The organism is Haloplanus natans DSM 17983, assembly GCF_000427685.1.
In the GTDB taxonomy this organism is placed as follows: Archaea; Halobacteriota; Halobacteria; order Halobacteriales; family Haloferacaceae; genus Haloplanus; species Haloplanus natans.
Window position 1 is genome coordinate 2,396,508 of the sequence record NZ_KE386573.1, and the last position, 21,626, is coordinate 2,418,133.

25 protein-coding genes and 1 pseudogene are annotated in these 21,626 nt (G+C 67.2%); 12 read left to right on the forward strand and 14 right to left on the reverse strand.

Features of this window, described 5'->3' with window-relative positions; translation table 11 throughout:
• Positions 1 to 33 precede the first annotated feature (33 nt).
• Positions 34 to 738, reverse strand: a complete 705-nt coding sequence (locus tag HALNA_RS14450; protein ID WP_049937041.1) for a class I SAM-dependent methyltransferase — start codon at positions 736 to 738, stop codon at positions 34 to 36.
• Positions 739 to 925: 187 nt separating this feature from the next.
• On the opposite strand from HALNA_RS14450, the gene HALNA_RS14455 reads away from it, so the two are divergent.
• Positions 926 to 1,198: a winged helix-turn-helix transcriptional regulator gene (locus tag HALNA_RS14455; RefSeq protein ID WP_049937042.1), complete on the forward strand. Its 273-nt coding sequence runs from the start codon at positions 926 to 928 to the stop codon at positions 1,196 to 1,198.
• Between the two features lie 73 nt (positions 1,199 to 1,271).
• On the opposite strand, the gene HALNA_RS14460 is transcribed toward HALNA_RS14455, so the two are convergent.
• The 3 genes from HALNA_RS14460 to HALNA_RS14470 all read right to left on the reverse strand — a co-directional run bounded on the left by HALNA_RS14460 (position 1,272) and on the right by HALNA_RS14470 (position 3,550).
• Entirely contained in the window at positions 1,272 to 1,685 is a 414-nt protein-coding gene (locus tag HALNA_RS14460; protein ID WP_049937043.1) for a zinc ribbon domain-containing protein, read from the reverse strand.
• A gap of 111 nt (positions 1,686 to 1,796) precedes the next feature.
• Positions 1,797 to 2,483, reverse strand: a complete 687-nt coding sequence (locus tag HALNA_RS14465) for a type I 3-dehydroquinate dehydratase (RefSeq protein ID WP_049937044.1) — start codon at positions 2,481 to 2,483, stop codon at positions 1,797 to 1,799.
• Positions 2,480 to 3,550: a DNA-methyltransferase gene (locus HALNA_RS14470; protein ID WP_049937046.1), complete on the reverse strand. Its 1,071-nt coding sequence runs from the start codon at positions 3,548 to 3,550 to the stop codon at positions 2,480 to 2,482. Before HALNA_RS14470 ends, HALNA_RS14465 begins: the two co-directional genes overlap by 4 nt.
• A gap of 93 nt (positions 3,551 to 3,643) precedes the next feature.
• Between HALNA_RS14470 and HALNA_RS14475 the strand changes: the two genes are divergently transcribed.
• Entirely contained in the window at positions 3,644 to 4,375 is a 732-nt protein-coding gene (locus HALNA_RS14475; RefSeq protein ID WP_049937047.1) for a helical backbone metal receptor, read from the forward strand.
• Here the strand turns inward: HALNA_RS14475 and HALNA_RS14480 are convergent.
• Positions 4,372 to 6,201, reverse strand: a complete 1,830-nt coding sequence (locus tag HALNA_RS14480; protein ID WP_049937048.1) for a flippase-like domain-containing protein — start codon at positions 6,199 to 6,201, stop codon at positions 4,372 to 4,374. The two genes, HALNA_RS14475 and HALNA_RS14480, sit on opposite strands and share 4 nt — an antisense overlap.
• Before the next feature lie 546 nt (positions 6,202 to 6,747).
• Here HALNA_RS14480 and HALNA_RS14485 point away from each other — a divergent pair.
• Genes HALNA_RS14485 through HALNA_RS14500 form a run of 4 tightly spaced genes read left to right on the forward strand, consistent with a single transcriptional unit; the run spans position 6,748 to position 9,972 of the window.
• The gene (locus tag HALNA_RS14485) at positions 6,748 to 7,311 is read left to right on the forward strand and encodes a CNNM domain-containing protein (protein ID WP_049937049.1); all 564 of its coding nucleotides are present in this window, start codon (positions 6,748 to 6,750) and stop codon (positions 7,309 to 7,311) included.
• A gap of 21 nt (positions 7,312 to 7,332) precedes the next feature.
• Entirely contained in the window at positions 7,333 to 7,776 is a 444-nt protein-coding gene (locus HALNA_RS14490) for a DUF5788 family protein (RefSeq protein WP_049937050.1), read from the forward strand.
• Positions 7,773 to 9,521 carry a DNA polymerase/3'-5' exonuclease PolX gene (polX, locus tag HALNA_RS14495; RefSeq protein ID WP_049937051.1) on the forward strand — a complete coding sequence of 583 codons (1,749 nt, stop codon included), beginning with the start codon at positions 7,773 to 7,775 and terminating at the stop codon, positions 9,519 to 9,521. Before HALNA_RS14490 ends, polX begins: the two co-directional genes overlap by 4 nt.
• Before the next feature lie 7 nt (positions 9,522 to 9,528).
• A complete protein-coding gene (locus tag HALNA_RS14500) occupies positions 9,529 to 9,972 on the forward strand; it encodes a Mut7-C RNAse domain-containing protein (RefSeq protein ID WP_049937052.1) in 444 nt (147 codons plus the stop codon).
• Positions 9,973 to 9,978: 6 nt separating this feature from the next.
• Here HALNA_RS14500 and HALNA_RS14505 read toward each other — a convergent pair whose 3' ends face one another.
• On the reverse strand, positions 9,979 to 10,890 hold the full coding sequence (locus tag HALNA_RS14505) for a DUF7139 domain-containing protein (protein ID WP_049937053.1): 912 nt from the start codon (positions 10,888 to 10,890) through the stop codon (positions 9,979 to 9,981).
• Positions 10,891 to 11,079: 189 nt separating this feature from the next.
• Here HALNA_RS14505 and HALNA_RS14510 point away from each other — a divergent pair, with 189 nt between their 5' ends.
• The 4 genes from HALNA_RS14510 to HALNA_RS14525 are packed head-to-tail and all read left to right on the forward strand — an operon-like array spanning position 11,080 to position 13,031.
• The gene (locus HALNA_RS14510) at positions 11,080 to 11,370 is read left to right on the forward strand and encodes a DUF5789 family protein (protein WP_049937054.1); all 291 of its coding nucleotides are present in this window, start codon (positions 11,080 to 11,082) and stop codon (positions 11,368 to 11,370) included.
• Positions 11,371 to 11,429: 59 nt separating this feature from the next.
• Complete coding sequence (locus tag HALNA_RS14515) at positions 11,430 to 12,092, forward strand: CPBP family intramembrane glutamic endopeptidase (RefSeq protein ID WP_049937055.1); 663 nt, start codon at positions 11,430 to 11,432, stop codon at positions 12,090 to 12,092.
• Positions 12,089 to 12,559: a universal stress protein gene (locus HALNA_RS14520; protein ID WP_211226025.1), complete on the forward strand. Its 471-nt coding sequence runs from the start codon at positions 12,089 to 12,091 to the stop codon at positions 12,557 to 12,559. Before HALNA_RS14515 ends, HALNA_RS14520 begins: the two co-directional genes overlap by 4 nt.
• A gap of 31 nt (positions 12,560 to 12,590) precedes the next feature.
• Positions 12,591 to 13,031, forward strand: coding sequence for a DUF302 domain-containing protein (locus HALNA_RS14525; RefSeq protein WP_049937056.1), 441 nt, complete (start codon positions 12,591 to 12,593; stop codon positions 13,029 to 13,031).
• Here the strand turns inward: HALNA_RS14525 and nreA are convergent.
• The 4 genes and pseudogenes from nreA to HALNA_RS14545 all read right to left on the reverse strand — a co-directional run bounded on the left by nreA (position 13,028) and on the right by HALNA_RS14545 (position 17,506).
• Positions 13,028 to 14,278, reverse strand: a complete 1,251-nt coding sequence (gene nreA / locus HALNA_RS14530; RefSeq protein WP_049937057.1) for a DNA repair protein NreA — start codon at positions 14,276 to 14,278, stop codon at positions 13,028 to 13,030. The genes HALNA_RS14525 and nreA overlap by 4 nt on opposite strands.
• A 97-nt stretch (positions 14,279 to 14,375) precedes the next feature.
• Entirely contained in the window at positions 14,376 to 15,344 is a 969-nt protein-coding gene (locus HALNA_RS14535) for a transcription initiation factor IIB (protein ID WP_049937058.1), read from the reverse strand.
• A 223-nt stretch (positions 15,345 to 15,567) separates the two neighbouring features.
• Positions 15,568 to 16,758: pseudogene (locus HALNA_RS21700) on the reverse strand (molybdopterin molybdotransferase MoeA).
• A gap of 109 nt (positions 16,759 to 16,867) precedes the next feature.
• On the reverse strand, positions 16,868 to 17,506 hold the full coding sequence (locus tag HALNA_RS14545) for an IS6 family transposase (RefSeq protein WP_049935679.1): 639 nt from the start codon (positions 17,504 to 17,506) through the stop codon (positions 16,868 to 16,870).
• A gap of 92 nt (positions 17,507 to 17,598) precedes the next feature.
• Between HALNA_RS14545 and HALNA_RS14550 the strand changes: the two genes are divergently transcribed.
• Complete coding sequence (locus HALNA_RS14550) at positions 17,599 to 17,778, forward strand: DUF7836 family putative zinc-binding protein (protein ID WP_049937059.1); 180 nt, start codon at positions 17,599 to 17,601, stop codon at positions 17,776 to 17,778.
• Here HALNA_RS14550 and HALNA_RS14555 read toward each other — a convergent pair whose 3' ends face one another.
• Both HALNA_RS14555 and HALNA_RS14560 read right to left on the reverse strand, forming a co-directional pair.
• Positions 17,779 to 18,186 carry a translation initiation factor IF-2 subunit beta gene (locus HALNA_RS14555; RefSeq protein WP_049937060.1) on the reverse strand — a complete coding sequence of 136 codons (408 nt, stop codon included), beginning with the start codon at positions 18,184 to 18,186 and terminating at the stop codon, positions 17,779 to 17,781.
• A 394-nt stretch (positions 18,187 to 18,580) separates the two neighbouring features.
• On the reverse strand, positions 18,581 to 19,132 hold the full coding sequence (locus tag HALNA_RS14560) for a DUF7344 domain-containing protein (RefSeq protein ID WP_049937061.1): 552 nt from the start codon (positions 19,130 to 19,132) through the stop codon (positions 18,581 to 18,583).
• Between the two features lie 321 nt (positions 19,133 to 19,453).
• Here HALNA_RS14560 and HALNA_RS14565 point away from each other — a divergent pair, with 321 nt between their 5' ends.
• Positions 19,454 to 19,687 carry a UPF0058 family protein gene (locus HALNA_RS14565; protein WP_049937062.1) on the forward strand — a complete coding sequence of 78 codons (234 nt, stop codon included), beginning with the start codon at positions 19,454 to 19,456 and terminating at the stop codon, positions 19,685 to 19,687.
• A gap of 231 nt (positions 19,688 to 19,918) precedes the next feature.
• Here the strand turns inward: HALNA_RS14565 and HALNA_RS14570 are convergent, their stop codons facing one another.
• Together HALNA_RS14570 and HALNA_RS14575 are read right to left on the reverse strand one after the other, a co-directional pair.
• Complete coding sequence (locus tag HALNA_RS14570) at positions 19,919 to 20,341, reverse strand: DUF555 domain-containing protein (RefSeq protein WP_049937063.1); 423 nt, start codon at positions 20,339 to 20,341, stop codon at positions 19,919 to 19,921.
• 369 nt (positions 20,342 to 20,710) lie between these two features.
• Complete coding sequence (locus tag HALNA_RS14575; RefSeq protein ID WP_049937064.1) at positions 20,711 to 21,625, reverse strand: DNA-3-methyladenine glycosylase family protein; 915 nt, start codon at positions 21,623 to 21,625, stop codon at positions 20,711 to 20,713.
• Position 21,626 lies beyond the last annotated feature (1 nt).

Below are 21,626 nucleotides of genomic sequence, written 5' to 3' on the forward strand. Positions count from 1 at the left end.
GCTCCCACGGCACCGCATCACTGGGCTGAAACGTCAGACGTGTGCGTTCCAGTAAGAGACCGAGGCGACGTGGTCACCGATCGGCGTCTCCCCGAGAGCGGTGTCGACGCTCCGGAACGCCCCGGCCAGCCGGTTCGGTATCTTCCGGTAGAAGCCGTACGGGAACACGAAGTCGTGGCTCGCGTCCGTGAGCGTCAGGCCCGCTCCGTCGATGAGGCGTTTCACCTCGTCGTGACCGTAGAGCCGCGAACCCATCGGGAGCAACCAGTTGTAGAGGACGCGCGTGCTTCGGTCGTTGAACGTATCGAAAAACACCTGCTCCTTGGAGACCCGGCACATCTCCGCGAGGAACTTCGCCGGCGTGTCGGCGAGATGGAAAAACCGCATCGCAAAGACGGTGTCGAAGTGGTCGTCCGGGAACGGGAGGCGGGCAGCGTCGCCGCGGATGAACTCGATGCGGTCGGCCACACCCGCCGCACGGGCCTTCTTTCGACCCTCGGCCATCATCGCCGAGGAGATGTCGAGGCCGACGATGTCGGCCCCGCGCTCGGCCAGCATGGCGGTAAACCGTCCCGTCCCGCAAGCGATTTCGAGCACGTTCCGGCCGTCGAGGGGATTCAACGCGTCGAGGACGGCCCGCTTTTCCCGACGGTCGATGAGTCGCCCACCACGCGAAAACCGCTTGACGTCGTACTCCTGGGCAACTTCGTCCGTCTGGTACCACTCCTCTCCTTTCACGCTACGCGTCTCTCTGCCCGAAGATTAAAACCGTACTGGATGTATCCGCCGCACGTGCCCGGCCATCGTCCCGCGGCCGACGCGTCATCGTTCTGCCTCTTTTTACAATTAATCACATATAAGGTGTTTCGTGTGTTTGCACTAATATAGAGATAACCTTTACCACTACTGACTCGGACGTGAGGGTATGAGCACCACAGCGGCTGATTCCGTCGGCGACGATCGACTCACGACCACCGAATACCGGGAGCGACTGCGCGAACTGCCCCCGAGTGCGAAACTCGTCGCCAAGGTGCTCGAAGGGGAGTCGCCACTCTCGCAGGGTCAACTCGCCGAGGAGTCGTTGCTTCCGGACCGGACGGTCCGCTACGCGCTGAACCGTCTGGAGGAGTCCGACATCGTCGACTCCCGGTACAGCTTCAAGGACGCGCGAAAGCAGGTCTACTTCCTCCGCACCTGAAACGGCTCGCCGTGACCGTTGTCCGGTGATTCGTCGGACCGTCAGACACGACCGATGCCACCAGTGGCAGCCATCACCGTTTCTCGTCACGCGAGCCAGCACACCACGGACAGAAGGAGAGTTCGGGGTCGTACTCCCGGCCACACGACGGACACGCGACGGTCCGCTCGGCGTCGGGGGCCGGGCCGCCTCGGCCGACGCCACCCGTCGCCGACCGGCGGGCGACGTAGTACGTATCGACCGTGTTCAGCGTGAGCAACAGGACGATCGGTCCAGTCACGCGGAGCGGAAGCGTCGACAGCGTCACCGTCTCGGGGTCGGCAAACGAGGCGATCAGCACGAGTCCGGCCCCGAGCACGAGCGAGAACCACACGAACGCGCGCCCCCACTCCCGAAGGTAGGCGTGCCCCGCACCCGCGACGCCGATCACCGCGCCGACGACGCTGACGACCACGGCGACGACCACCCGTCGCTCCCTGTCACCCATCGTAGCACCGATGGACGCGCCACGCGCTTATACCCTCGGCCGACTCGTGCGGACGGCTGTGCCGAGGGGTCGCCGAGCCGTCTTATCCACACACCGGCACGCCGCTCCACATCACCGACCGCCGAGGCGGTCGACCAGATCCGCGAGCGTCGCCAGGTCGTACTGGCCCGGCGCGGTCGCCTCGGCCGGATCGACCGGCGCGTAGCCGATTTTCGACCCGTAGAGCGGGGCGACCACCCGGGTGTGCCGGCCGGCCTCGCCCATCGCCATCGTCGCCACCCGATCCCCGCGTTCGGTCGCCGCGTGCGTCGCCGACAGCAGCCGTAGCGCGTCGCCGGCCCCCGTCGCCGTCACCGCCGCCTTCCCCACGTCGCCGTGGTCGGCGGCCGTCGCGAGGGTTTCGTCGAGTCGCGCCGTCGAGGGCGTCGACTCGAAGTCGTGGAACGACGCGATGACGGTGGCGCCGTTCGCCCGCGCGGTCGCTGCGGCCCGCTTCCCCGGGCCGTTCCGCAGACTCGCCAGTTCGACATCCACCGCGCCGACGGCGTCGTGGGCGCTCGCCGCCTCCAGCGCCGCCAGCCGCTCCGCCTCGGGCGCGTCGGCCTCGCCGCCCTCCGTCGGATCGCGGTTCGTGGCGATGATCGGCAGCGATCCGTCGTAGTCGGCGAGCGCCGCGAGCGGGTCGGCCGCGAGATCCATCCGAAACTCGACGGCGTCGGCACTCTCACGCGCCGCCGGCTCGTCGCCGAGGTCGGCCGTCGCCGCCGCGAGGACCAGCGAGTCGAAGTCCATGCTCATCCCTCGGGTGGGAGCGGGTTAAGCGCGTCCCCGTCCGCCGGCCGGTGATTCAGGACGTACCGCCGGCCGCGCTCGGCCGAGCGCTCCGACACCGACTCGACGGCGTACGGACGGATACGACGCTCGCGTTTCGTCACCACCCGGAAGTCGAAATGTTCGGCCTCGTAGCCGCCGTCACGGTCGGTCATGGCCGCGCGGTGACGGTCGAGGCGCTCGGCCACCCGGCGCTGTGACCGCGCCGGCAGATCGTCCAGTCGGTCGTCGAGTGCGTCGAACAGGTCGCCGTCGAGGTCGTAGCCCACCGAGTTCCGGGCGGCGTGCATCGCAGCGAGGGCCGTCGTGCCCGTCCCCGCGAACGGATCGAGGACCCGATCGCCCCGAACCGAAAACATCCGAATCAGGCGCAGGGGAATCTCCAGCGGAAACGCCGCGGATCGGTCACGGCGGCCGTCCGCGCCGCCGCCGAGCGCCTGCTCCTCACCTCGAAGCTCCCAGAGGTCGGAGAACCAGCAGTTGCGCTCCTCCCAGAAGAACGCGCTCTCGTACCGGCGGTCGTCGCCCGGCGGAAGGGAGCGTGGACCGCCCTTCCGGAAGAGAAGGACGTACTCGTGTTCGAGCGTGACGTAGGCGTTCGGCGGGAGCGTGCCCGACCCCATGAACTTCGTGTGGCTGTTGGTCGGCTTCCGCCAGAGCACATCGGGCAGCGGCGTCAACCCCCGCGAGCGGAGGGCGTCGACGATCCTGGCGTGGTTGGGATACTGCTGGAACTCGCCGCCGACCGAGCGGGTGGCGTCGCCGACGTTGACACAGACGACGCCGCCGGGGGCGAGGGCGCGAACCACGTCGTCCCACACGGCGTCGAGTTGGGCGTGCATCAACTCGAAGGCTGCGTCGCCGTCGCCGGCGTCGAGGGCCGCGCGCACGTCCGGATCGCGGTCCGCAAAGAGGTCGTCCCAGAGGTCGATCATCGGGTACGGCGGCGAGGTGACGACGAGTTCGACCGACTCGTCCGCGACGGCGTCCATCGCCACCGCGTCGCCGACGTGGAGGACGTGCTCCGTCCGCATTGCCCTACCCTCCCCGCCGCCGACGGGTATCGGTGTCGGTTCCGGCGACCGAGTACGGCAATCCCTATTGTCCGTCCGTCCCCGAGGGAGACCATGGACCCACCGGATCGCATCGTCTCGCTCGCGCCGGCGGCCACCGCGACCATCCGTGAACTCGGCGTCGCGGACCGCCTGGTCGGGATCACGACCCACTGCCGCGCCGAACTCGACGCCGGACCGACGGTCCTCGGCGGGTGGCTGAACCCGGATCTGGACGAACTCGCTGCGCTCGATCCCGATCTGGTCTGTACGAGCGACGCCCTCCAGGCGGAGGTTCGTGACGCCCTCCGTGACCGCGGCGTCCGCGTCCACCACATGGACGCCCGGACGCTCCCCAAGGTGATCGAGGGGTTCGCCGCCCTCGGCGACGCCGTCGGCCGCGAGGCCGAAGGCGAGCGGATGGCCGCCCGGAGTCGCGAGCGACTCGACCGGCTACGCGCCCGGGCGACCGACACGTGGCCGACCGTCTACTGCGAGGAGTGGGCCAACCCGCCGATGGCCGCCGGCAACTGGGTGCCCGAAGTCGTCGCCGCCGCGGGCGGGCACCACCCGTTCGTCGACCCGGGCGAGCGGTCACGGGCCGTCGCGCGCGACGCCGTCGAGGCCGCCGATCCGGACCACGTCGTCCTCCACCACTGCGGCCACGGGGAACACACCGACCCCGCGACGTTTACCGACCGCGGGTGGGCCGTCGACGCCGAGGTCCACGCCGTCGACGACGCCCTCCTGAACCAGCCGAGCCCGAACCTGATAGACGGCGCCGAGCGGCTCGCCGAGCTGTTTTAATCCACGTCCGGCTCCGGATCGGGAGCGTCCGTTCCGCCCCCGGTCGTCTCCTCCACCGCGCTCGTCAGCGAGACGTTGAGCGCGAGCATGGAGACGACGCCGCCGGCGACGGTGACGAGGTTCTTCACCGCGTGATCCAGCACCGCGGCGCCGAAGGCGGTGGCGCCGGTGACGGGTGTCAGGCCCGCGACGAGGAGGGTGAAAGCCGCCTCGTAGAGGCCGATGCCGCCGGGCGAGAGCGGGAGCACCTTCGCGAGGTTGCCGACGCTGACGGCGAAAAAGCCGACGGCGACGAGCGTCGGCGTCGCGAGCGGAACGTCGAAGGCCGCGAGAACGAGGACGGCGGTCACCACGTCGAGCGCCCAGATGGCGAGGCTGCCGACGCCGACGCGGACGAACGCGCCCCGGTCGGCCGCCACCGTCTGTACGTCGGCGACGAACCGCTCCAGAACCCCCGCCACGTAGTCGGCGTAGGAATCCGAACTCACGCCGGTGACGACCCGCCGGACCAGGTTGCCGTCGCGGCGCGCGCTCACGACGATGGCCGCGACGGCGAGAAGCGCCGCCGCGGCGACGCCGGCCGCGACGGTGAGCGCGACCTGCGCGCTCCGTGGGTCGATGCCCGGAACGCCCGACGAGACGGCGGTGACGAGCCGACCGCTCGCGCCCGTGAGGACGAATCCCAGCAGGACGGTGCCGCCGAGGACGGTGATAGTCAGCAGGTCGAAGACGCGCTCGACCGCGAGCGACGCGAAGCCGGTCGGATAGGGAATCCCGCGCCGTGCCTTCACGACGTAGGCGCGCACCCCGTCGCCGAGTCGGGCGGGGAAGACGAGGTTCCCCGTCTGACTGATGAAGACGGCGCCGGTGAGAAAACCGAGGCGCTCACGATAGCCGAGTTCGCGGAGGATGTCGCGGTAGCGGGCGCCACGGAGCGGCCACGACAGGAGGTAGACGGCGCCCGCGAGGGCGACGAGTTGGAGGTCTGCCCCCTCCAACTCCTCGAGGACGGCCTGTGGGTCGAGATACAGCGTCATCAATGCGAGGGCGACGAGGGTCATGAGGGCGCCAGCGCCGACGCTCACCCGCCGGGTGATCCGGGGACTGACCGAGAGCTGCCACCATAGCCGGAGGATCCCACTCCCCATCCCGAACACGTCGCGCACGAGGTCGACTTTCGTGTCGCCTTTGGGCTCCCACTCGACGGGGAACTCGGCGACGGTCAGCCCCGCCCGCTGGGCGCGGACGAGGAGTTCGGTGTCCCAGAACCAGTGTTCGTCCGCCACGTCCGCGTGCAGACGCTCGAACGCCTCGCGGCTCAGCGCCTTGAACCCACACTGGTGATCCCGGAGCGATGAGCGGAGAAAGAGTCGCACGAGGCCGTTGTACGCCCGCGAGGGGACGCCGCGTTTGGGCGGGCGGTCCGCGACCTGTCCGGGCATCCAGCGCGACCCGGTGGCCACGTCGGCGTCGCCGGTGCGCACCCGCTCGACCAGTTCCTCCAAGTGGCGCATATCCGTCGCGAGGTCGGTGTCGAAGTAGACGAGGGTGTCGCCCGCGGCGGCCGCGAACGCGTGTTCCAGCGCCCCACCACGGCCGAGGCGGTCGTCGCTGTGGAAGTGACGCACTCGGTCGTCCTCGGTGGCCATCCGGTCCGCAATCTCGGGCGTCCGGTCGTCACAACCGTCCTCCGCAACGAGCACCTCGAAGGAGCCCTCGGGGAGGAAGTCGGCGAGGGTGGCGAGCGTCGTCCGGACCGTCCGTTCGATGGTGGCCTCCTCGTTGTAGGCAGGGAGGACGACGCTCACGTCGACGCCGGAATCCATTTGCCGAGGATGGTCGGGCCGCGTTCAAGAACTTTCTGTCTGCGGCCCTCGGTAGTGTTCAAATAGGTCTGTGACCACCTCGAAAGCCCCGACTCGCTGGAGTCGGGGGGCTCGCTGCGGTCCTCGGCCTTCGGCCTGCGGTCCTTACGTCGCCCACCTTCCTCCAGCAGCGAGGGAGCAAAGCTCCCTCGGGCAATCGGGCGGCTCCGCCGCCCGATGACGAGTCGCCCCTTTCACTCCCACCCGGCGGCAGCCGGTTGGCCAGCCGATGCGGGCGGGACTGATAGTGTTTATTGTAAGTCAGTACCGGTGAGTCACCAAGACGGTCCGGCGACCCACCGGTAACCAGTTACAATAAACACTATCAAAAGGGCCGGCGTCTCGGCGAACCCGGACGTTCACGAGAGCGAAGCTCTCGTGAGCCAACCAGAAGCCGAAGGCTTCCGGGGACGCCGGGGGCTTTCGAGGTGTCTTCAAGAGAGACGTACTAATCGCAACAGCACAGCGGTCCCCGCCGTTTTTCCCGTCGTCGACACGAGATACCCCATGACCACGTTCGACTCGACGGCCGTAAGCGTCGTCGCGCTGATCGGCCTGCTGGCGGCGAGTGCTTTCTTCTCCAGCACCGAAATCGCCGTCTTCTCGCTGTCCCGGGAGTGGCTCGACGAACGCGTCGCCGCCTCTGACCGTCGGGCTTCGATGCTGGCCGAACTCCGGGACGACCCGCATCGACTCCTCGTGACGCTGCTCGTCGGCAACAACCTCGTCAACGTCGCCATCTCCAGCATCCTGGCCGTCCTCCTCGCGGACCGGTTCTCGGGTGGCGTCGCCGTCGCGCTGACGACCGTCGTCGCGGGAAGTGTCGTCCTCGTCTTCGGCGAAATCCTGCCGAAGGCGTACGGCCTAGGTCACGCCGAGGAGTGGGCACTCACGACGGCGCGGCCGGTGTGGGTCGTCGAACGGCTCCTCCTCCCCATCGTCGTCGTCTTCGACTTCGTGACACGCCGCGCGGGGGCGATGATGGGCGCCGACCCGGACATCGAGGAGCCGTATACGGACACGGACTCGAAGCATACGGGAGGGAGCGAGCGGGGCGAAGGAGCGAAGTGAGCGGCCCGCCAACGGCGAGCCGTGAAAGAGTTCGAGCGCAAGCAACTCCTCGAACGCGTCAACCGAGAGGGGGCGACGGTGGGCGCGGACATCCCCGAGCGCATCACGGTGCAGGGCGAGGAGGTGGACCTCCAGCGGTTCGTCTTCGAGATCAAACGCCGGGAGACGGTGCCCGCCGGCGAGCGTGAGCGGGTCGATCGGGCGAAAAAGAACCTGCGACGCGAACGCCTCCAGCGCCTCCAGCGCATCGAGGACGACGAGGTGAGCTACGAAGAAGGCAAGCAGTTGGTCGAGAGCATCATCGGCATCGACCGCGCGCTCAACGCCCTCGAGCAACTCGGCCCGGCGAACCTCGAACGCGAGGCGCAAGCGCAGGAAGCGGCCGACCGCAAGCGCTGGATGTCGTTCCTGAAGAAGGCGCTCGGACACGAGGACACCAGCCACAACACGCGAGGGCGACTGTGAGCCGCAACGCCGACGTCGCCGCCCGGTTCGAGGAGATGGCCGACCTCCTCGAAGCGCAGGACACAGAGTACAAACCCCGGAGCTACCGCCGCGCCGCCGAGAACGTCCGCGACTGCCCGGTCGCGGTCGAGGAACTGGTCGAGGAGGGGAAAGACGCCGTCATGGACATCGACGGCGTGGGCGACGCCCTCGCGGACAAGATCATCGAGTACGTCGAGACGGGCGAACTCGAGGAACTGGAGACGCTCCGCGAGGGACTGCCGGTCGACATGGCGGCGCTCACGAGCGTCGAAGGCGTGGGACCGAAGACGGTCGGAGCGCTCTACGAGGCCCTCGGGGTCACCACGCTCGACGAACTCGAAGCCGCCGCGCGCGACGGGGAGATCCGGGCGGTATCCGGCTTCGGCGAGAAGACGGAAGCGAACATCGTAGAGAACATCCCGTTCGCCCGGCAGGCACAGGAGCGGGAACTGCTGGGCGACGCCCGCCCCGTCGCCGAGGAGATACTCGACGCGCTCCGCGACGCCGATCCGATCGAGCGGGCCGAAGTCGCGGGGTCGCTCCGGCGGTGGCGCGAGACCATCGGCGACGTGGACGTCCTCGCCGCGAGCGCGGACGGGGAGGCGGCGGTCGACGCCTTCCTCGGCTGGGACCCGGACGCGGCGGTGATCGAGTCGGGGACGACGAAAGCGAGCGTTCGTTCCCGCGGGATGCGGATCGACTTCCGGGTCGTCGTCCCTGCGGAGTTCGGCGCGGCGCTCCAGTATTTCACCGGGAGCAAGGATCACAACGTCCATCTGCGCAACCTCGCCATCGACCGCGACCTGAAGATGAACGAGTACGGGATGTTCGATATCGGGGACGTGGACGGCAAGGGCGACGATCAGCGCGCCGGGCGTCGGGTCGGCGGCGAGACGGAGGCGGAAATGTACGACGCGCTCGACCTGCCCGTAATCCCGCCGGAACTCCGCGAGGATCGGGGCGAAATCGAGGCCGCACGGGCGGGCGAGTTGCCCGACCTGGTGGTCGAGGCGGACGTGGGCGGCGACCTCCACACCCACACCGACTGGTCGGACGGCGGGGAGTCGATCGGGACCATGATCGAGGCGGCCGAGGAGCGCGGCGACGACTACATCTGCATCACCGACCACGCCACCGGCCCGGGGATGGTCGGCGGCGTCGGCCTCGACGACAACGAGTTGCGCGAGCAGATGGACGCGGTGGCCGCGGCTGCCGCGGACGCGGATATCGAGGTCCTCCACGGCGTCGAGGCGAACGTCGACGCGGACGGCGGCCTCTCCGTCGGGGACGGCGTCCTCGCCGACCTGGATATCGTGATCGCCTCGCCCCACAGCGGCCTCGGGATGGACCGGGCGGCGGCGACCGAACGGCTCGTACGCGCGATCGACCATCCGGAGACCGACATCCTGGGCCACCCGACCGGCCGCCTCATCAACGACCGGCCGGGCCTCACGCTCGACGTGGACCGACTCGCGGCGGCCGCGACCGATGCCGAGACGGCACTGGAGGTAAACGCCAACCCGAACCGCCTCGATCTGAACGACGAGGCGATTCGGACCGCCGTCGACGCGGGCGCGCCGGTCGCGATCGACACCGACGCCCACGGGATCGGGGAACTGGATTACCGTCGCTACGGCGTCCACACCGCGCGGCGCGGGTGGGCCGAGGCGGGTGACGTGTTGAACACCCGATCGGCCGCCGACCTCCGGTCGTGGCTGGAGTAGCGGCGCGATGGCCGAGCAATTTCTCTGTGACGCGATGCTCGGCAAACTGGCGCGCTACCTGCGGATGTGTGGCTACGATACGGCCTACACGTCCGATCGCGGCGTCGAGAGGGATGGCGCGATCAACGATCTAGCGCGACACGAGGACCGGACACTCCTCACCCGCGACACCGATCTCGCGGCGCGGACGGCGGGCGCCATCCTGCTCGCAAAACGGGATATCGAGGACCAACTCCGCGAACTCGGCGACGCGGGCGTGTCGCTCTCACTGCCCGAGACGCCGACGCGGTGTGGGCGGTGCAACGGGACGCTCGCGCGCGTCGACGGCGTCACGCCGACGCCCGAGGACACGCCGGACCCCGCCGAGACCCCTCTCTGGCGGTGTACGGAGTGTGGACAGTACTTCTGGAAGGGGAGTCACTGGGACGGCGTGCGGGGGCGACTCCCGTAACCCCGGTCAGCGCCCGTTCCAGTCCTCGCAGGCGTCCATGTCGGCCATGACGCCGTCGTGGAAGCCGCAGTAGGGCTGGATGCCGCGCTCGGTGCGGACGTACTCGAAGTGTTCGCAGTTGCCACAGTAGCGGTCGGCGGCGTCGGTGCTCGCGCCGGCCACGTCGGAGGACTGCCAGACTTCGCTGCCCCCACCCGACGCGGTGGCCGTGCCGCCACCGCCCGACGAGCCGTGACCGCTCCCGGCCGTGGGCGATGACGAGGAGGAAACCGAGGCCACCTCACGGATGTCGTCGTCGTCGCTCCCGCCGTCGCTCACCTGCGCCCCGACAGTCGCGGTCGGGGTGGAACTGCTCCCGCCGAGGCCGACGCCACCTCTCGGTTTCGAGCGGTCGACTTCGATCACTTTCGTCTCGCCCTGTCGGGTCACTTCCATCGTGACGGTGCCGCCGGGGTCGTTCCGAGTCTTGAAGTTGGCGATACCGACGAACAGACACCAGAAGGTAGTGAGCGCACCGAGGAAGTAGACGCCGACGGTGGGCAGGGTCAGATCCACCATGCCGGGCGCGCAGTTGGCGCCGGACCACCGGCAGGGGTAGGCGTAGGCAAAGAGCGTGACGCCGAGAACGGCGACGCTGGCGCCGATGCCCGCGGCGGCGCGAGTGGAACGCTCGGCCGGCAGGACGGCCGAGATACCGAGGAAGACGGCCGGCACGCCGAGGCCGGCGAGGATGCCGCCGTACTCGCGAACTTCGAACAGGGTGGTCCCACCGCCCATCAGTACGTCTGTCGTGGCGACGACGATGCCCGCGACGACGAGGACGATGCCGACGACGAACAGACTCGCCCCCGCGTAAATCTGCCGGAGGCTGGGCCCGCTCCGGTCGTCCCCGTGGTAGACCTCCCCGAGACTGGTCATACGCTGGCTACAGCCGCCTCACACAAAACCCTACGTCAGACGGGCGTGTGACGGCAGTACAGTCGATACGTTGGATCGCGGTGAGGGTGGACTGGGCGCGGCGGCCCGGTGGACGGGGACGAGGACCCCTGGATCGGTGGTTCCGGGCGGTCCGAAGGGGTTAACTCACGGGGGACAGTACCGCGAGCCATGAGCGACGATACGGACGAGGAGGAAGCGCCGGCGGTCGAACTCGGCGAGGGCGAACCGGTCGAGGGGGCGCCGCTCGCACGGGTGGCCTCGCGGCTCACGTGGCCCCAGGAAGCGAGCAGGGTGCGCGAGAAGGAAGGCGACGCGACGGTTCGAACGCCCGATGGCCCCCGAACCCTCGATTCGATCCTCGACGCCGTCGACGAGACGTACTTCGACACCCGACAGACGTTCCTGTCGGCCGTCCGGTCGGAGGTCGGGACGGGGCCGATCCCAACCGCCGACGAGTGAGCGCGCCCTCTCGTCGCCGATGGCGAGGATCTATCCTGATGGCCGACAACCGCTAGACGATGCGCACACCCCACCTCTCCTGGGTGCAGACATCCCTGCTCGCCGGGCTCTGTCTCGCCGTGTGCTGGTCGCTCTGGAGCGTTCCGCCCACCAGCCTCGACGCCCGGATCGTCCGCGACGTGGTCCTGTTCGTCGCCCTGCCCGGTGCGCTCGCACTCTCGCGGGGCCGTGACCTCGGCTGGCGCGTGGATCGACGCGCCCTCCGCAACACCCTCCTGCTCGCCTGCTTCGTCGTCCCATTTTACATCGTGGGGTCGTCGCTGCCGACGATCCGGACGTACTACCCGATGTGGGCGACTGACACCGCCCTCGCCGCGTTCGTCCCGCACGCACTCGCCCAGTTCGTCGTCGCCGCGGCCGCCGAGACGTACTACCGCGGGTTGCTCTGTGTCGGCGTCCGCGAACTCGGATTCAAGAGCGTCTTCATCAGCCCCGTGGTCTACGCCGCCCACCACGTCCACAAGCCGCCGATCGAACTCCTCCTCTCGGCGCCGACGGACGTGCTCTTCGGCGCCGTCGACTACAAGAGCGAGTCGATCCTCCCCTCGGTGGTCGCTCACGGCGTCGGTCTGGCGCTGCTTGACTGGTTGGTGCTCCACCCCCCGATCGTCCCCACCGCGACCGTCGTTCGAACCCTCTCGTGGCTTCCCGTGCCGCTGTGATCGCAGCGCGATTTTATTTCACCGCCGGCCGTCACGTCGAGTATGGCAACGTTCCAACACGTCCTCGTGCCGACGGACGCAACAAGGCGGCGAGGCGCGCGGCCGAACACGCGACCGATCTCGTGGGCGACGACGGCAGGCTAACGGCCCTCTACGTGATCGACATGGGCGACGCCGACTACGTGGCGGTACCGAACGACATCGAGGAGATCAAAACGCGCATCCGAAAGAAGGGACAGAAACTCGTCGACGAGGTCCATGAGATGGCCGCGAACGCAGGCGTCGACTGCGAGACGAGGGTCGTCACGGGCATCGCCGACGAGGCAATCACCGCCGACGCCAAGGATCACGACGTGGATCTGATCGCCCTCGGAAAGCGCGGCAAGCGCGACCCCGACAAGCCGCTGATCGACAACACGGCGCGGCGAGTCGTTCAGGCGTCGTCGGTGCCGGCGCATACAGTTTGATGTTGCGTCGTCTCCACTACTACTCACAGCTATGATGCTCCCGATCGATCCGACCACAATCGACCCCGCAGACATCGGCGAACAGCGCGCAACTCTAGAGATGGACCACGAGGAAGCGATCGAACACGTCCGCGAGACGTTCGAAGCCGCGGGCTTCGGCGTGCCGGTCGAGTTCTCCGTCTCGGAGATGCTCAACGAGAAGATCGACGCCGGCCGCGACCCCTACTACGTCCTCGGGGCGTGCAACCCCGCGATGGCCGACCGCGTCCTCGAGGCCAGCGACGGCCGCGTCGGCGCGCTCATGCCGTGTAACGTCGTCGTCTGGCAGGAAGAACCCGGCGTCCAGACCGTCTACCACGCCAGCATCATGCGGATCGGGCGACTGCTCGGCATGGCACCGGACGACGAGGAGATGGCCGACATCGTCGCCGAGACGGGTGAGATGGTCGAGGCGGCCTACGAGGCGCTTTAAAAATCCGACAGCGTCGTCTGTAACCCCGCGACCATCGCGGACTTGCGACGCAACGACCCCATCGACGCGGGCAGGTAGTCGACGACACCCCGAACCGCGTCGGCGAACGTCTCCGCGGTGGCGTGTTCGCCGTCGAAAGCGTGGCGGACGCCCTCGCGGACCTGCCAGACGCCCGCCGGTCCCCAGTAGTCGTCGGAGACGTGCCGGAGGACGAGACATTTCGCCTGCCGGCCCCGCTCGTCCAGATGTTCGAGGGTCGCCAGCCGGGCGGCGTGGTACGCCCCCGCCGTCTCCTCGACGTAGCCCGTGCGGCCCTCGGCGCCCTCGCGGTCGGCCGCGAACCACATCCCCGCCTCGGGGTCGGGGTTCCAGACGCTCCCCGGCGCCTTCAGTTCGACGAGTTCGAACTCCCACCGACCGGGCGCGAGAAGCACCCAGTAGGCGTTGCCGAGGAACTCGTTGCGGTGGATCTCCACCTCGTCGATCCCCCCTGCGTCCCGGAGCGATCCCCGCAGGAACTGGCCGACGGTGTCGTCGACGGCGGTGATCGACCACCGGGTCGGGACGAGCCGGCGGTTTTCGCGCCGTCCCAGCGCCCCCGCCGAGAGGATGGAGTTCACTTCGTACACGTCGAAGCCGCGGCGATAAAGGTAGTTGATCGCCCCCTCGGCGCGCCAGTCGTCGTCTTCCAGGGCTTTCTCCACCGCGCGGGGGACGTGCGGGTTCTCGCCGAGATGGGCGGAACGGGCGCGGGCGCTCGGGCCGGTCGGCGCCGAGGCGCCGTCGGCGTCGAACTCGACCGACGGATCGCCGTCGAGACCGATCTCCACGTCGACCGGACGGTCCGCGATAGCGACTTCGCGGCCGACGCCGACGAAGCCGTCCCAGGTGTCCGATACGTCGACAGGGGACGACCGACGGGAGTTGAGTAGGCTCGTCCGCCGGCGGAACACCTCGTCGAGGTCGATTCCTTCCTCGTACCACGCGCCGCTGGTGACGTACCGGGTCGCGTCGCCCTCGTTGCCGACGGGCGAGAGGATGCCGGTGGAGACGTTCGGGTAGTCCGATCGGCCGACGAAGATGGACGGGGAGACGCTGCCGACGATGGCGTCGCCCGAAACCGAGCGCTCGACGCGGTCGGCGACGCTCTCGACGTGATCGAGTATCTCGTAGGACTTCCCCTTCGCGAGGCGCCGTCGCTCGGCGCGTTCGTCCGCCTCGATATCGACGAACTCGTCGAGGCGCATAGCGGTCATTTCGGGGGCCGGGATTTGAGGCTGTCGGCTGTAGCCGGCCAGAGAGTGACGCCGCCCTAGATGGCCCCCTGACGGCCGACCGGAGGGCCTAACTGTGGATACCCATCGCCTCGATCTGTTCCTGATACCGATTCCGGATGGTGACTTCGGTCACCTGGGCCACGTCGGCCACCTCGCGCTGAGTCTTCTTTTCGTTACAGAGCAGGGAGGCGGCGTAGATGGCGGCGGCCGCGTACCCCGTCGGCGACTTGCCCGAGAGCAGACCCTTCTCCGCGGTCTCCTCGATGATTTCGTTGGCTTTCGCCTGCACTTCCTCGGTCAGGTCGAGTTCGGAACAGAAGCGCGGAACGTACTTTTTCGGATCGACGGGCTTCATCTCCAGTCCGAGTTCCTGGGAGATGTAACGGTAGGTGCGACCGATCTCCTTGCGTTCGACGCGTGAGACCTCGGATATCTCTTCTAGCGATCGGGGGATGCCCTCCTTGCGGCAGGCGGCGTAGAGGGCGGCGGTGGCGACGCCCTCGATGGACCGCCCGCGGATCAGGTCCTCGTTGAGCGCGCGCCGATAGATCACGGACGCCACCTCCCGCACCGAACGGGGAACGCCCAGCGCGGAGGCCATCCGGTCGATTTCGCTCAACGCGAACTGCAGGTTGCGCTCGCCCGCGTCCTTCGTCCGAATCCGCTCTTGCCACTTCCGCAGGCGGTGCATCTGCGAACGCTTCCGCGAGGAGATCGAGCGCCCGTAGGCGTCCTTGTCCTTCCAGTCGATGGTCGTCGTCAACCCCTTGTCGTGCATCGTCTGAGTGGTCGGGGCACCCACTCGTGATTTCTCCTGCCGTTCCTGGTGGTTGAACGCCCGCCACTCCGGACCGGGATCGATCTGCTCTTCCTCGATGATGAGTCCGGTCTCTTCGTGAATCAGTTCCCCGTCAGCCGTCCTCACGAGGTCTTCCGGATCGAGATCGTCGAGATCGACATCCTCGTCGGCTTCGTCCTCCTCCTTCTCGCCCTGCCATCGCGTCCGGTCGTCCCGCTGGCGGGTGGGCCGTGTCATCGCGTTTATATAGTCGTAGCTGGATTTTACTTAAATCCTTGGACAGGTACGACCCAGAAAATCACAGATCCGCCGGCCGGTCCACGTCGCGCCGGACGCCGGGGTCGCCGGTGTCGACGAGCGTTCCGTTCTCGAGGAGGATCGACCGGGGCAGCGAGGAGGACACCGATCACCGACGCCGACTCGCCCGAGGCGTCGAACGGCGGGGAGACGACGGGGAGGTTCATCGCTCCACGACGGGGGAGGGGATAACCTCGACGGATCGGTCGCGGTCGAGCGCCGACTCGGTGAGGACGAACCCGCCGCCTGCGTCGCGCGCGCACTCCGCGAGAGGACGCTCGGATCGAAGGCGTCGTCGTACACCGGGAGGGGGGAGTCGGCGTGACCGAGGGGCATCGCCACGCCGTCGTCGAGGGTGACGGGGACCGCGTACGCGAAGCCGGGCGCGGTGATGCCGACGGACCGGGCCAGCCGTTCGGTGACCGTCGGGAGCGACGCGTCGCCGGTCAAAAACGGGCGGGCGACGAGCGTCGTGACAGCGTGGGCGCCGACGGGTTTCCCGGGGATGACGAAGGCGACGGCGTCGTGGTCGGGGAGTTCGGCGACGGCGATCGGTTTCCCCGGTCGGAGGCGCACCCGGTGAAAGTGCAGATCACCGAGGGCGTCGAGCGTCCGGATCACGAAGTCCTTGTCGCCGACGCTGGTGCCGCCGGTGGTCGTCACGACATCGTGTTCGCGCGCGAGGGCGTCGATCCGCGACTCGACGCGGTCGTAGTCGTCGGGGACGCTTCCCTCGTCGGTCGCTTCGTGACCCCACGACCGGACGAGGCCGACGAGCATCGCGGAGTCGAGGTCACGCTGACACCCCTCGTGAATCTCCGTTCCGGTGGCGAGCAGTCCCACCGAGAACCGGTCACGGACGGCCACGGAATCGATCCCGAGATCCGCGAGAGGAGGGCGTCCTTCGGGGAGAGTCGCTCCCCGGCCGCGAACAACGTGTCGCCTTCGGCGACGTTGCTCCCGCGCTCGTAGACGTAGGTACCGGGGGTGAGGTCGATCCCCCGCAACTGGCCGGCGTCGACGTGTGCCTCCTCGCGTTTCAACACCGCGTTCGCCCCCTCGGGGGGGCGCCGGTGGCGATGCGTGCCGCTTCACCGGGGTCGAGCGTCGGCGGTTCGTCCTCCGGGAACACCTCGATGTCGGCGAGGTCGAGCGGGTAGGGGTCGGTCGCGTCGAACGCGAAGCCGTCCATCGTGGCGTGGCTGTGGGCGGGCACGTCCGCGGGAGCGTGGATCGTCTCCGCCACGGTGCGGCCGGCGATCCGGTCGAGCGGGACCGTCTCCCTGCCGAGCCGTGGCAGCCACGCCTCGCGGAGGCTGCGGACCCGTTCGGCGCCCTCGTTCCACGCGATCAGGTCGTCGTGTGCGGTCTCTCCGGTCGTAGTGTTGGGGGGTAGGCTTCACCGAGTGTCGTGGGCATCGCCTACCGTGCCACGACCCGTGTTAGAACTGTACACGGTCGCGTTAACTTTGGCGTGAATTGTGCCGGACGGCGAGGGCTTGGAGCCACGATTCTGCTGTCTGCGGTTCGACATGGCTAAAACTAGTTGCAAACGAGGAGGTTCGTCGTTCTATCTCCCAAAAGACACGTTCGATAGCATTCCGATTCCCGTGTGAAATCATCCGGAATCGGTAGCCGTCTTCGTCGAGAACGTTCACTAGATAATCGGCATCGTCGACGAGGAACTCGACGCCATCGAGCCGATATTGCCGATGCAGCTCGGCCAGAAACCATCGCGTTGTCTGTTTCGTCGTCGTCGGAAACAGCCTAAACTGCAGGATATCGTTCGTTTCGGGATCAACGGCACCGTACAGCCAGTAGTCGTCGCCGTTGATGCGGATCACCTTCTCGTCGACCGCAAGTTGATCCGCACTCACCGTCGAAATCGGCTGTAGATCAGCCTTATGCACCCAGTTGTGAACCGCGACGTGACTACGTTGGACTCCCAACTCATCGAGAAACTGACTGGCATCTCTCGTTGACATGCCGGCGAGATGACACCGGATGCCCACTTGAATCGCCCACTCGGGAGTCCGCTTGCGCTCCACAAACGACAAGTCGATCCACTCGATACACTCGCTGAGGCGTTCGGATTCTGCCATAGACACTCAGAAATCGAACGCCTCATCCTCTAACTTAACGCGACCTGGGACACTCGCCGAACGTTTATGAGACTCCGTGACACAGACCGGATATGGTCGAAGCGTTCGTCAGACTGTTGTGTCCCGAGTGTGGGAAAAACTGGGAGAACGGGCCGACTGAACTCCCCGGTCACCGGAAGAATTTCAGCTGTCCGAACTGCCACGCGACGCGCCGACTCGCGGAGTTCATGCGGACCGAACGCGACCTGGAACTCGTCAAACAGTTCGAGTGATTAGAGCTCCGGCACGGCCGACAGCGCTCCACACGCGTCACATTTCAGCACCGTCGCGCCGCGCTCCTCGACGAGTCGGGTGTCTGGCGAGCCACACTCCGAACACGTCACGAACGACTCGACGTACTCGTCGAGTGCGTCGGCGACGCGGGACTGCTTGAAGTCACCGGTGAAGCGGGCGCGCCCCCGGTCGTCGATGCTGGCGCTGGTGCCCAGTTCCGACTGGAGGAACTTGAGGAGGTGCGCCTCGTCCCGGTTCAACCGGTCGAGCGTGGGCGCGAAGTTCTCATAGCTGGTGACGTTGCCCTCGGGCCGCACCTCGGGGTCGGGCACCTGGAACCGGTCGGCCGCGTCGCCTACCTCGGGGGTCTCGGTCAACGCGCGGTCGAGACTGTCTTCGTAATCCATATTTCGCTATCCCGGCGCGGGCGACTAAAGCGTTTCAGGAGTCGCTCGGCGGCAGTTAATAAGTGAGACGGGGACTCCGGGTTCGAGCGCTAATGTGTCGTTTGAAGCCGTCGATCGAGGGTAAAGGATCGCCTACCGATCGGGGACAGTAGTCGCCCCGAACTGGCCGTATAGAGTCCGACAGCGACCTAATTCCGACGATCACGGTCGCATAAGGAAGACGTTTACAATCGCTACGGGGATCGAATCCGCGGTCGAGGGCCGAGAAGCGGATCGATCCGGACGCCGCGTTCGCGCGTCCGAGTGATTGCCAACCGCCGTCGAGGCGTATCGGTACGCCGCCACGGACCGGATCGGGATCGTCAACGACTGCGGCGACCTGCCCGGGCACGGCTCACCCGCGGACATCGCGGACGACGGCGGCCATCCCGATCAGCGACAGGAGCAGGGCCGCACCGAGGGAGAGATCGGTCGGTAACGCCCCGAGTTCGCCGACGAAGACGACGAGGAGGGCGACGGAGAGCAAGACGACGGTGCTCAGGCCGGACGACTCGAACGAGGCCGACGCGTCCGGCGGATCGGGATCGAACCGATCGAGATACCGCAACAGGTCGTCGGTTTTGGACGTTCGCTCGACGGTTCCCCGGTCACGGTCGAAATCGACGGCGCCGAACTCGTCGAGTTTGGGGAGGTGTGCCTGGTACAGCGAGACGTACACCCGCTTGCGTTGTGTGGAGGTGACGGCCGACTCCGCAATATCGTTCTCGACGGCCGCGACGTGTCTCGCGAGGTCACCCTGCGTCGTCGAGTCGTGGTCCCGGAGATACTCCAGGATGAGCCGCCGCCGGTGGTTCTGGAGGATGGCGAAGATCCGGTCCAGTCGCTCCGACGATGCTGGCCCCGCGTCGGATCGTGTCTCCGCCTCGACGGCGGATGTCGAACTCATGCGAGGGGGGAACGGCGGCGACACGCCTGTACTCGCCGCTGCCCGTACCCGGCTCCCCCCGGTGAAAATATCATTTCTATTTACACGTCTGGTTATATCGATGAGTTATAACAATGTCGGTGGTATTTACGTTGGTGAGTGAATCGACACCTGGGTCTGCAGACCGGTCTGGCGTCGGAGAGGGTAAGGAGTCCTTACCGCCGAATTCCGGGGTATAGGACGCGTCCTGTCAACTGCGGGAGTGAGAGTCCGTGTCTATAGCCGCATGTTAACTCCACTCAAGATAATAATATAACCTTCCACTCGCTATAGATGGTTGTTATGAAAAAGCAGGAGCTCATTCACCTGCACGGCCTCCTCGCGGAGGTAGAGAAACAGTGCGCAGCATGGCACGACGACGAAATCGACCTGACCGCCTACGAGGACATGGGGGTACGACCCACATCGATCCACAAATCGAAGACGGACCACAAGGCGGCTGTTTTTAAATTGGCAAAGGGAATCACTTCTTCGCTGGAAACGTCCGAGGAGCGCGTCGCTCCTCACGCGGACTGATCCGACGGCGCGGTCTCCTGCAGAGCACTACCCGGCCAGCGCCGGCTATACGTCTCCTCATAGGGGGCATCGTAGCCGGCCGGAGGGCCAGCGATCCTCGACTGGCTGTGGTCTCCGATTCGGGCGAAACCGAACCTATGAACAGCTACGATAATCCCTATTAGAAGTCGGTCCCGGTGAGTCGCCGGCACGTCACGGCGACACATCGGAACACGGGGTCACCGATCCCCCTCACTCGTCGACCAGTTCCTCGAACTCGGGGATGAGATCGTCCTCGTCGTCGCTCTCGTCGTCCGCGTCCGCCGACGCCTCCTCTTCGGACTCCATCGGATCGACCCGCAGGATCGAAAGCGGCACGTTCTCCAGTCGCTGCCCGATCTCCTTGCGCGCGATACGCGACGCGTGTTCCTCCTGTTCGACGTTGAACACCTTCATTTCGAGTTCGAGGGCGACGAGGGCCTCGTCGGCGGCGATGAAGGCGGGCGGCAGGTCTTCGCCCGACGGCGACGTTCGGGACCCCATCTCTATTTCGACGTAGTTGAGGTCCGGATTCAGCATCTCGCCGGTTTTCGCGATGGCGATACGGATCGCCTCGTCGGAAGTCTCTACGTCGTACACCGGAACCGCTGCCTCGACGACGACTCGACAGTCCATACCACACCGTACTTGTACGTCCACCGTCATGAAGTTTCGGCCGCGTGATCCGTATGGGCGTCGAGACGACGATGCAGTGTATAGTCTATTCAATCTATTTGACGGCCGAATCCGGTAGTCCCGATTTTTTCGCGGCCTACACCGATTTTGTCGGCAGATAGATTCGACACCGGAATGCACAGTTGAATAATTATGCAATTAATTTTCGATAGCACACGCGACGGAAGGGCTCGGCGCCGAGATCGAGCGGCGGATGCACGCCCCGTTCGACGGGATCGAGGCCGACGGCGCGGCGGGCGCGTAACGACCCCTCGTCCGGATCGTCGTGCGTCGCCGACGCGGTCCCCCGACCACCGGGAACGGGCCGTACTACTCCTCGCCCGCCCGCAGGTAGTAAAACAGGTACGTCTGGGCGTAGCCCGCGTACGCGCCGCCGAGTCGATCGCGGATCGCCCGCGACGTGTCGGCGTACGAGCCCTTATCACAGTCGGGGTAGTGATCCGCGATGGCCGAGCGAATCCACGTATCCAGCGGGACGGCCTCCAGATAGCCCAGCGAGAAGAGCAACACGCAGTCGGCCACCTTCTCGCCGACGCCGACGAAGCGGGTGAGGTACTCGCGGGCCGCCTCGTACTCGCGTCCCCGCGCGGCGGCGGGGTCGGCCTCGCCATCGGCGACCATCGACGCGGTCCGTTGGACGTACGGCGCCCGATAGCCGAGTTTCAGGTCGCGGAGGTCGTCCTCGGTGCGTTCCGCGAGTTGCGCCGGCGTCGGGAAGGCGTGGTAGGTCCGGCCGTCCGCGGTGACCGTGTCCCCGTACTCGCGGGCGAGGGCCATCTGCATTCCGTGGATGCGCGAGACGCGCATCTGGGCCGAGCAGATGAATGAGATCAGACAGGGAAACGGTGGATCACGAACCAGTCGCATCCCGCGGTAGGTGTCGTAGGCCCGGTCGAGAAGCGGGTCGTCCGGCGTCGCCGCGAGGACGGCGTCCAGGTCGTCGTCGAGGCGCAGGAGGTGGGTGAGGAGGGGGACGGCGTCGGTTGTCGACTCCCACTTCAGTCGCCCCTCGGTCTGGCGCACCCGGAGGACCGCCCGGTCGTTGCCGACGGCGTCCATCGGCGGCACGACCGTCTCGTACCACGCGTCCCCGCCGTGGGCCGCCGTGCGCTCGTACATCCCGCCGTCCGGTCGGTCCCAGAGGTAGCTCTGCCCGCTCTCGACGGTCGCCTGCAGGTCGAAGTCGCCGTCGAGGTCGGCAAGCGGGATGGCGCCACGTTCCATG